The sequence below is a fragment of the Thalassobacter sp. genome, assembly GCF_982993085.1.
The window spans coordinates 1-9,203 of the sequence record NZ_CEZFMW010000086.1; the positions used below are offsets into that span (position 1 = coordinate 1).

Genomic DNA, 9,203 nt, shown 5'->3' on the forward strand with positions numbered 1-9,203 from the left:
AAAATCGCAACCAATCGGTCTAGGGCTGCCCAAGGATGATACGTGTTGTTTGGCGAGCTCTGATGACCGAGCCTGGAATAAGTCCTGGCTTGAGGGCTGCATCTCGGCCCAGTGCATCAGCGGTTTTTGACAGTTGGCGGATCAGGCGAATGGCTTCTGGTGATGATGCGGCGGTAAAGTGCCCAAGCCTGTCGCCCCCGGATGACAGGCCACTGACATCCAAAAACAACAGATCAAACGCGCCCAACTCGTCTGAATCTGCCAAAGAGCCAACCCGACTTATCTGTCCTGTCAGCCGCGCAGACACCGTCAACGCGCGATCATTCGGAGAAGCAATTACGATAAATGGGTTAGGCAATTTTCCAATCCGCGTGGCCTGCGCCTTGAAGACATCAAGATCGATATCTGGTGAAATCAGCACCACGCCGTCCAGCCGATCCAGCACATCACTTCGGCCCGAGATGGCCAAATCTCGCAGGACCTCCATCAACAGATCCGACCCGACGGAGTGCGCAACGACTGTGAATTCTTTGGTCTCTAAACCCGAAAGTGCAACGATGAGGTCCTGCAAACCTGCGCGCGAGGCCATGATGGATTCACGGTCAAAAGCATAGGCGAGCGCGTTGCCTGCGGACGGCCATGAGTAGTGTGCCGATACGCCGTTAAAATCAAAATCTTCGGCCATTTGCACGGTGCGCAGAACGCCGTCAGCAAAGGTGTTGTTGTAACCGTGAATATAAAGTTGAACGCGGTCTTCATCGCTTTGGGACAAGGCGCGCTTAACGCCAGAGATCAACGCGCTCCGCGTGCTAAAATGCGTCACATCCCGGACCAACATATCGGTTTCAGGGTCGGGCTTTCGAAAGGGAAAGGCAACCTCACCTTCTTGCCGATTGGGCGGCAGCGTGATGTCGAGTTGCATGTGGCGGGATTGGGGGCTGCGTGCCGATGTCAGAACGCGGGTGTCGGGGTCAATACCACGCTGCGTCGTCACAAACACTGAACGGGTCGGTAGATCTAGTTCGGACGGTGCGCTCATTAGGGCTGCACGCGGGGCGCAGCCCATCAGTAGTCCCAAAACGATGAGCGCGCGCCACATGTGTCAGCCGATCGTTTCAACCGTGAGCTTGCCATTGGTGTAAACGCAAATGTCGGCTGCAATGGCCATGGCTTTGCGCGCCAACGTCTCGGCGTCTAGGTCGGTTTCCATCAGGCCACGCGCTGCCGCGAGCGCAAAGTTCCCACCTGATCCGATGGCGGCGATGTCATGCTCCGGCTCAAGTACATCGCCAGCCCCGGTGATCACGAACAAGTCGGTGCCGTCAGTAACGATCAGCATTGCCTCTAGCTTTTGTAGGTACTTGTCGGTGCGCCAGTCCTTGGCCAGCTCAACGCTTGCGCGGGCCAGTTGACCCGGTGTGGCCTCTAGCTTGGCCTCTAACCGTTCAAGCAGGGTAAATGCGTCCGCCGTTGATCCGGCAAAGCCTGCAACAACTTCATGCCCACCGGGTGAAAGCCTGCGGACTTTGCGCGCAGTACCCTTGATGACCGTGGGCCCAAGTGACACTTGCCCGTCGCCTGCAACAACGACCTTGCCGCCCTTACGTACACCTATGATGGTCGTGCCGTGCCAACCGGGAAATTCGCTCATTTCTAGACCTCCGTTTGGCCCCTGTATGCCGGGGGTCGTTCAAAATTGCCAGCGGGCGCGACGGGGTACTTTGACCGCCAGCATCGGCTTGATGAGTTTCGTCCCAAAACGGTTCAGGTCAAGCGCTTCGTGCACGCCGGTGGTTTCGTGACCGTTGATCACTGTTTTCACCGCACTGCGCGAATAAAACGGAGCGTCGAGCATCATTTTGACCTCGCGCGGGGTGGTACCGGGATCTGCGCGGGTTTCACGGCGGACCAACCAGCGGGACCTTGCCATGCGGGTGCGCGGGGGGCCGGGGATTTCCTCAACTGATCCGTCATCGCCGAACCGTACCGCGACTGACAGTTCGCTACCATCACGGCGGTCCGCATCATAAAACGTGACGGAACCGCCCGGCACCGGATAGCGGCCCCATGTCCAATAACTGAAATCGTCCTCTAGGGCCGCGATGCCAAAGTTGCTGTCGAAATATCCATGCCCGTTCCAGCGCCAACCGGGGCGGTTCAGATCAACTTCAATGTCGCTTGATGGCGCAAAGGGGCGCCAAACATGGCGACCGTCATTGGTCAACGGCAGCTCAACCGAGGTGACCGTCTTGGGTCGGATCGTGACCCTACCTGCAAGCCGTTGTGCGTGGGGTGTGCTGATTTCATTCAGGTCGATAACCAGTTTTTCGCCGTCCCAATTAAGGGACGAAGGGCCGACCGTGATTGTATCATCCGAAAGTTTTAGCGCCGAACGCCCCCGGTCTGTCATGGTCCAGCGTCCACCCCGTCCGTAGGTCGCGACGTTGATGCAGCAATGATTGGCGGGGTCTTTGCGACCTGACCATCGATACCAAGGCGAAAAGACCGACCCTATGAAGGCGATGATCGAGATTGCGCGGCTGCCGTCTTCACTGATGCCGTCAATGTACCACCAGGCGTAGCCGTTTTTTGGGACGTTGATGTTGAAGCAAGGTCGGCCATGATCGCCTCGGCCGCGTGCTTGCCGGAGAGAGCCGCCATCGGAATTCCCGCCCCCGGGTGTGCCCCCCCGCCCGCGAGATAAAGCCCGGCCAAGGGTGTCCGCGCGGTCGGGCGCTGGAACGCCGCCATCATGCCATGTGGGGATCGCCCGTAAAGGGATCCGTCCGATGCCGGAAACAGATGATTGAACATCTCGGGCGTCGTGAGTGCGGTTGTTGACGGCTGCGGAGAGAACCTGAGCCCCATGCGCTCTAGCGTCTGAAAGGTCACGTTGTGACATTGATCCATCTCCTTCTGGCTCGGTTCGGTTTGGGTGCGGGCCGGACCGTTCATGATGATTTCAAACCGCTCTGGGCTGTTCGGTTGTGCCCCCGTTCCGCGATCTTGGGCGCATACATAAAGCGCGGCGTCGGTGGGCATTTGCCCGGCAGCTATTGCGGAAAACTCTTGTTTAGGGTCTTTTGCGAAGAACACATTGTGATGATCCAAGTCGAGACCATATGGCGTGGCTGCAAATGACCAGACAAAAGCCGACAGGCTTCTGGGTTCTTGGGTTGGGACAGCTTTTTGTGAGGATGCTCCCAAAAGCCCAATGTTTAATGCCTTTGGATCACCGTTGAACACGACCACATCCGCAGGGTAGCGGGTGTCTTTGGTATGTACTGCGACAACCTTGTCGCCTTGCGTTTCAATCCGGGTGACAGGGCTGTTCGTTCGAAGGGTGGCACCCGCTTGTGTGGCGACATTGGCCATGGCTTTCGCCAGCATGTGCATCCCACCCTCAACCCGCCACACACCCTGTGCTTCGGCGTGCCAGATTAGGCCTAGAATGGCGGGCGATTGATAGGGTGAGCCGCCGACATAGGTGGCGTAGCGTCCGAACAATTGCCGCAACCGCGCGTCAGAAAAGGACAGGGCGAGTTTTCGCGCCAGCGATAAACCGGGCGCCATCGCAGAGATCAAGCTGGGGTGCCGCATCACATGTCGTGTTAGCGCGTCTTGCGACGGCGCCGCGCTTTGCATCATGGGTCCCTCAAAGGCGTTGAACAGCTGCGCAGCGGTCTTGGAAAAGCGTCGAAATTCGCGTGCAGATTTGGCTCCGGCAAATGTGCCGACTGCGTCTTCGGATGCGCGTGGGTCCGCGAATAGATCTAGTGTGCTGCCGTCCTGCCAATGATGGCGAGCAAGTATTGTTTCGGGCACGAGGGTCACGTGATCGTCCAGCCGCGCACCAGCACTTTGGAATAATTCTTCAAACACAGGCCGCATGGTCATCACGGTTGGCCCTGCGTCGACCGGCCCTGCGTCGGAAGGGACCGTACGCATCTTGCCGCCGGGGGCGTCGTGCGCCTCAAGAATTGTGACATTCCCATGGGCGCACAGCCGCATGGCGGTGGCGAGGCCACCTACCCCGGCTCCGATGATCACAATCTGCCTTGTCATACACAAACAGTTGACTCGGACGGCTCATATGTCCAGTGTGATTTACATGTATGTGTCAGATAATTATGACACTAGCGGTACGGAGAACCGATATGCCTTTGAAAACTCGCATCGAAAACGCGATTGACGCGGCTCTTTTGCGGGCGCGGCGCGGTTCTGCTCCTACCCAGCTTTCCAGCGCATTGTTCTACGCGATGAAGCCCGGAGGGGCGCGTATCCGCCCAACGATTTCGCTTTCGGTGGCATTGGCGTGTGGTGATGATGCGCCCGATGTGTCCAATGCGGCGGCGACGTCGATTGAGCTTATTCACTGCGCCAGCCTCGTTCACGATGACATGCCTTGCTTTGATGACGCCGACATTCGGCGCGGCAAGCCAACGGTCCACAGGGAATATGGCGAAGCCTTGGCTTTGCTGACGGGTGATAGCCTTATCATTCAGGGGTTCGATACGTTGGCGCAGGTCGCGCGTCAGCACCCTGCCCGCGCTGGTGAACTGATGTCCGAACTCGCGAACTTTACCGGCATGCCGAACGGGATATGTGCGGGCCAAGGTTGGGAAAGCGAAGAGCATATTGATTTGTCCGCCTATCATCGTGCCAAAACTGGCGCGTTGTTTACTGCGGCGACCCGTATGGGTGCGATCGCCGCCGGACAAGAAGCTGAACCCTGGACTGAACTTGGCGCCCGCATTGGTGAGGCGTTTCAGGTGGCCGATGATCTACTGGATGCGCTGTATGATGCGGATACGATTGGCAAGCCCGCCGGTCAGGATGCGCTGCACAACCGCCCTAATGCCGTAAGCGAATATGGCGTTGGCGGTGCGGTAAAGCGCCTTGAGGATATCCTTGGCGGGGCGATTTCGTCTATTCCATCGTGTCCGGGCGAAGCCATGCTCGCAGAGATGGTGCGCAAAACGGCTGAGCGTCTGACGCCGGTGATGCCGGCATCCACCGCAGCAGAATGACACTCGCCGATCCGCAGATGCCCGTGGCCCGCAAGGGGCCGTGGTTGCCGCGTTTGATCGCGTCGCGGCGTTTCCAAAGTTGGGCTGCGCGCTTTCCGCTGACCCGCCGCATTGCGCGCAAGGACGGCGAAAAACTGTTCGATCTGGTCTCGGGCTTTGTTTATTCTCAAGTTTTGTTAGCCGTGGTTGAGTTGCGCTTGCTTCCGACGCTGATGGCTGGGCCTATGTCGGCCACCGATCTAGCCAAGGGCACCGACTTAACTGCGGACCGGATGGAAATACTGTGCGACGCTGCAGTAGCTTTGGGTCTGTTGACGAAAAGGCGCGCGCTTTATCGGCCGGGTCGCTTGGGCGCGGCGATGCAGGGTGTTCCCGGGCTAGAGGCTATGATCCGCCATCACGGCGCATTTTACCGCGATCTTGAGGATCCGGTGGCTTTGCTTGCGCAGCAAAAGGATACAGAGCTTGCTCAGTTCTGGCCCTATGTGTTTGGCGCGGCGCAGGCCGAAGATCCCGATACTGCACGGACATATTCTGACCTAATGGCGCAAAGCCAAGTCCTTGTGGCTGAGGATACATTGGCGCGTGTTGATCTGCGCGATGCAAAGACTGTTTTGGACATTGGTGGCGGAACGGGTGCATTTCTGCGTGCTGTTGGCGCGCGTCATAAAAAGCCCGCACTTCATCTATTTGATCTGGCCGCTGTGGTGCCCGATGCGACGGCGCAATTTGCCCAAGCCGGACTGTCTGAGCGGGTTACAATTACGCCGGGCAGCTTTCGCGATAATCCTCTCCCGCAGGGTGCAGATGTCATTTCTTTGGTCCGTGTTCTCTATGATCATGCGGATGAAACCGTGGCTGCCCTACTGTCTAAAATATATGACACTCTGCCCAAAGAGGGGCGCTTGATCGTGTCCGAACCTATGGCCGGTGGCGACATTCCTACGCGCAGTGGTGATGGATATTTCGCGTTCTACACACTGGCGATGCAGACTGGGCGTGCCAGAAGTCCGCATAAAATCAAACAGATGCTGTCTGACGCCGGTTTCAAGACGATCACGGATCAAGGCAGCTCGCGTGCGTTTGTGACCCACGTGATCGAAGCACGTAAGCATACTTCGAGCTAATGCAATACTGAGTGTCAGTTTTAATTGACATTAGTAACTGTCAGTTTATTCTTACATCACGACAAATCGACACACCTTGAGTCTCCGAAGGAGAGTCGAGGCGAGTGAAGGAACTCACAGACGTGGACGCGACCGCAGTAATTTTGACCGGCCCGAGGGAGATAGACGTGCAAACCGTTGCGCTGTCCGATCCTGGTGTTGCCGATATTGTGGTCGAAATTGCGCACTCTGGCATCTCCACGGGCACCGAAAAACTGTTTTGGTCTGGCAACATGCCGCCCTTTCCCGGAATGGGCTATCCCCTGATCCCTGGGTATGAGGCCTCGGGCGAGGTGGTTGATGCGGGGCCTGACGCGGGTTTCACGGTCGGTGATCACGTGTTTGTCCCGGGTGCGAATTGCTACGGCGATGTGAAGGGCCTGTTTGGTGGCGCCTCCAATCGCCTTGTGTCCGACAGCGCGCGTGCGGTGAAAATTGATCGTCAGCTGGGCGCCGAAGGGTCCCTTTTGGCGCTGGCCGCGACGGCGCGTCATGCCATCTGCGCGCCCATCGCAGAACTGCCAGACCTGATTGTGGGTCACGGTGTGTTTGGCCGCCTTTTGGCCCGTATCTGTATCGCTTCCGGCAAAACACCCACCGTGTGGGAGGTTAACGCCGACCGTATGGCCGGTGCTGAAGGGTATGAAGTCATCCACCCAGATGCGGACCCGCGCCACGACTACCACGTCGTGATCGACGCCTCGGGCAACGGTGACCTTTTGAATACCTTCGTATCGCGCATCGCCAAAGGTGGTGAGGTCGTGTTGGCCGGGTTTTATCCCGCGCCGCTGACCTTTGCCTTCCCGCCTGCGTTCATGAAAGAAGCCCGCCTGCGCATCGCCGCAGAATGGACCCCAGACGACCTGATCGCCACTCGCGATCTTATTGAAACCGGCGCGCTTAGCCTTGCCGGACTTATTACCCACCAATCTTCACCAGCAGGGGCCGCGAGTGCGTATCAGACCGCGTTCAATGACCCAACCTGCCTGAAGATGATCCTTAATTGGGAGCACTAGAATGACCCTTGATGTACCGAACCTGAAGGAATTCAACGACCGCCTGCGTGACGAAGCGGCCGAAGAACCCACACTGGAAGTGCCCCAGGGCGAGCCCACAAAAAAAACCCAGATCATTGCGATCTATGGCAAGGGTGGCATCGGCAAGTCATTTACGTTGGCCAACCTCAGCCACATGATGGCTGAACAGGGCAAACGGGTTCTGTTGATTGGGTGTGATCCTAAATCAGATACCACATCACTGTTGTTCGGCGGCAAAGCCTGCCCCACAATCATCGAGACCTCGACCAAGAAGAAGCTCGCGGGCGAAGAAGTCAAAATCGGTGACGTGTGCTTCAAGCGCGGCGGTGTTTTTGCCATGGAACTGGGCGGCCCCGAAGTGGGTCGTGGCTGTGGTGGCCGCGGGATTATCCACGGTTTTGAATTGCTCGAAAAGCTGGGGTTCCATGATTGGGACTTTGACTATGTTCTCCTCGATTTCCTTGGGGATGTGGTATGCGGCGGCTTTGGCCTGCCCATCGCCCGGGATATGGCGCAAAAGGTTATCCTTGTTGCATCAAACGATCTGCAATCCCTGTATGTGGCCAACAATGTCTGCTCGGCGGTGGAATACTTCCGCAAGCTGGGTGGCAACGTCGGCGTTGCGGGCCTTGTAATCAACAAAGATGACGGTTCGGGCGAGGCACAGGCCTTTGCTGAGGCTGTGGATATTCCGATCCTTGCTTCGATCCCGCAAAATGATGACCTGCGCAAGAAATCTGCAAACTACCAAATCGTCGGCACCGCCGAGAGCGAATGGGGCTCCCTGTTCGCGGCTCTTGGCGACAACGTTGCGCTGGCCCCTCCTCAGCGGCCTACAGCCCTAAGCCAAGATGGCCTGTTGGAACTGTTCGACGGCTCCGAAACCGGCGCAGGCGTCAAGCTTGAGCCAGCCACAGACACCGACATGCGCGGCAAGAATGCTAAGCCCATCGAAAGCTTGGAGGTCATTTACGACAATGTTTGATCTTCAGGAACTGTCTCAATGGGATGAGGCCGAACGCGCCGCAACACCCATCGCGGAAACGGTCGCAGAGGACCGCTCTATCCGCACACTTCAACGCATGATCGCGCGTGATGATCAGGTGCAATGTCCCTTCGGCTTCACAAAAGAGGTGCACGATGGACAAGCATGACACGCGCGGCTCTGAGGTCAGCTATGATGACACGGCCGAAGTAGAGGTCACACTCGGCCAAGACCGGGATGAGGCACCTGTGGGTGCTGCACCCGTTGATGGTATGGGATGTCACGCGGGCGCCGGTGAAATGGAAGCGGCTGCCCGTATGGCGGGCAAATCCGACATTCTGGATCAATACGCAAAAGACTATCCCCAAGGCCCCCACGATAAACCCCAATCCATGTGCCCCGCGTTCGGTTCGCTGCGCGTGGGTCTGCGGATGCGCCGCACGGCCACGGTTTTGTCCGGGTCGGCCTGTTGCGTCTATGGACTGACATTTGTCAGCCACTTTTACGGGGCGCGCCGTTCGGTCGGATATGTGCCCTTCAATTCCGAGACCCTCGTGACGGGTAAACTGTTCGAGGATATCCGGGATGCAGTACACGAAATGGCTGATCCTGAACGGTATGACGCTGTGGTCGTGACCAACCTGTGCGTGCCCACCGCGTCTGGTGTGCCGCTGCGGTTGCTTCCCGATGAAATCAATGGAGTGCGGATCGTCGGCATCGACGTCCCCGGCTTTGGTATTCCGACGCACGCGGAGGCCAAGGATGTTTTGGCCGGCGCGATGCTCAACTACGCCCGCAAGGAAGTGGAGGCCGGACCGGTCGCTTCCCCCGCAGCGGGCAAAGCGGATCGTCCGACAGTGACCCTGTTGGGCGAAATGTTCCCTGCAGATCCGATAGGAATTGGAGGGATGCTCGCGCCACTCGGTCTGGCGGCAGGTCCGGTCGTTCCCTGCCGTGAGTGGCGTGAGCTCTATTCAGCCTTGGA

General features: G+C 57.9%; 10 protein-coding genes. 6 read left to right on the top strand and 4 right to left on the bottom strand.

Annotated elements, in window-relative coordinates:
* Positions 1-19: 19 nt before the first annotated feature.
* The 4 genes from AC4GMC_RS12885 to crtD form a co-directional block, all read right to left on the bottom strand.
* Complete coding sequence (locus AC4GMC_RS12885; protein ID WP_487880165.1) at positions 20-1,039, bottom strand: alpha/beta hydrolase; 1,020 nt, start codon at positions 1,037-1,039, stop codon at positions 20-22.
* Between the two features lie 63 nt (positions 1,040-1,102).
* Positions 1,103-1,651 (bottom strand): ATP-dependent protease subunit HslV, encoded by a 549-nt coding sequence (gene hslV / locus AC4GMC_RS12890; protein WP_487879239.1) that lies wholly within the window; start codon positions 1,649-1,651, stop codon positions 1,103-1,105.
* 39 nt (positions 1,652-1,690) lie between these two features.
* Positions 1,691-2,557, bottom strand: a complete 867-nt coding sequence (gene crtC / locus AC4GMC_RS12895; RefSeq protein WP_487878752.1) for a carotenoid 1,2-hydratase — start codon at positions 2,555-2,557, stop codon at positions 1,691-1,693.
* Positions 2,512-4,065, bottom strand: a complete 1,554-nt coding sequence (gene crtD, locus AC4GMC_RS12900; RefSeq protein ID WP_487878751.1) for a 1-hydroxycarotenoid 3,4-desaturase CrtD — start codon at positions 4,063-4,065, stop codon at positions 2,512-2,514. Before crtD ends, crtC begins: the two co-directional genes overlap by 46 nt.
* A gap of 92 nt (positions 4,066-4,157) precedes the next feature.
* On the opposite strand from crtD, the gene AC4GMC_RS12905 reads away from it, so the two are divergent.
* The 6 genes from AC4GMC_RS12905 to AC4GMC_RS12930 all read left to right on the top strand — a co-directional run.
* Positions 4,158-5,030: a polyprenyl synthetase family protein gene (locus AC4GMC_RS12905; protein WP_487879238.1), complete on the top strand. Its 873-nt coding sequence runs from the start codon at positions 4,158-4,160 to the stop codon at positions 5,028-5,030.
* Positions 5,027-6,157, top strand: coding sequence for a methyltransferase (locus AC4GMC_RS12910; RefSeq protein ID WP_487878438.1), 1,131 nt, complete (start codon positions 5,027-5,029; stop codon positions 6,155-6,157). The genes AC4GMC_RS12905 and AC4GMC_RS12910 overlap by 4 nt, the downstream gene beginning before the upstream one ends.
* Positions 6,158-6,279: 122 nt before the next feature.
* Complete coding sequence (gene bchC / locus AC4GMC_RS12915) at positions 6,280-7,212, top strand: chlorophyll synthesis pathway protein BchC (RefSeq protein ID WP_487879432.1); 933 nt, start codon at positions 6,280-6,282, stop codon at positions 7,210-7,212.
* A 1-nt stretch (position 7,213) separates the two neighbouring features.
* Positions 7,214-8,218, top strand: a complete 1,005-nt coding sequence (locus AC4GMC_RS12920; protein WP_487878436.1) for a chlorophyllide a reductase iron protein subunit X — start codon at positions 7,214-7,216, stop codon at positions 8,216-8,218.
* Positions 8,211-8,387 carry a hypothetical protein gene (locus tag AC4GMC_RS12925; RefSeq protein WP_158508590.1) on the top strand — a complete coding sequence of 59 codons (177 nt, stop codon included), beginning with the start codon at positions 8,211-8,213 and terminating at the stop codon, positions 8,385-8,387. Before AC4GMC_RS12920 ends, AC4GMC_RS12925 begins: the two co-directional genes overlap by 8 nt.
* On the top strand, positions 8,374-9,203 hold an 830-nt coding region (locus AC4GMC_RS12930; protein ID WP_488047557.1), incomplete at its 3' end, for a nitrogenase component 1. The genes AC4GMC_RS12925 and AC4GMC_RS12930, both read left to right, overlap by 14 nt.

Excerpts from the sequence above, each read along its gene's own strand:
- AC4GMC_RS12885 (WP_487880165.1), bottom strand. The coding sequence starts at position 1,039 with ATGAGCGCACCGTCCGAACTAGATCTACCGACCCGTTCAGTGTTTGTG.
- hslV (WP_487879239.1), bottom strand. The coding sequence starts at position 1,651 with ATGAGCGAATTTCCCGGTTGGCACGGCACGACCATCATAGGTGTACGT.
- crtD (WP_487878751.1), bottom strand. The coding sequence starts at position 4,065 with ATGACAAGGCAGATTGTGATCATCGGAGCCGGGGTAGGTGGCCTCGCC.
- AC4GMC_RS12905 (WP_487879238.1), top strand. The coding sequence starts at position 4,158 with ATGCCTTTGAAAACTCGCATCGAAAACGCGATTGACGCGGCTCTTTTG.
- AC4GMC_RS12910 (WP_487878438.1), top strand. The coding sequence starts at position 5,027 with ATGACACTCGCCGATCCGCAGATGCCCGTGGCCCGCAAGGGGCCGTGG.
- AC4GMC_RS12920 (WP_487878436.1), top strand. The coding sequence starts at position 7,214 with ATGACCCTTGATGTACCGAACCTGAAGGAATTCAACGACCGCCTGCGT.
- AC4GMC_RS12925 (WP_158508590.1), top strand. The coding sequence starts at position 8,211 with ATGTTTGATCTTCAGGAACTGTCTCAATGGGATGAGGCCGAACGCGCC.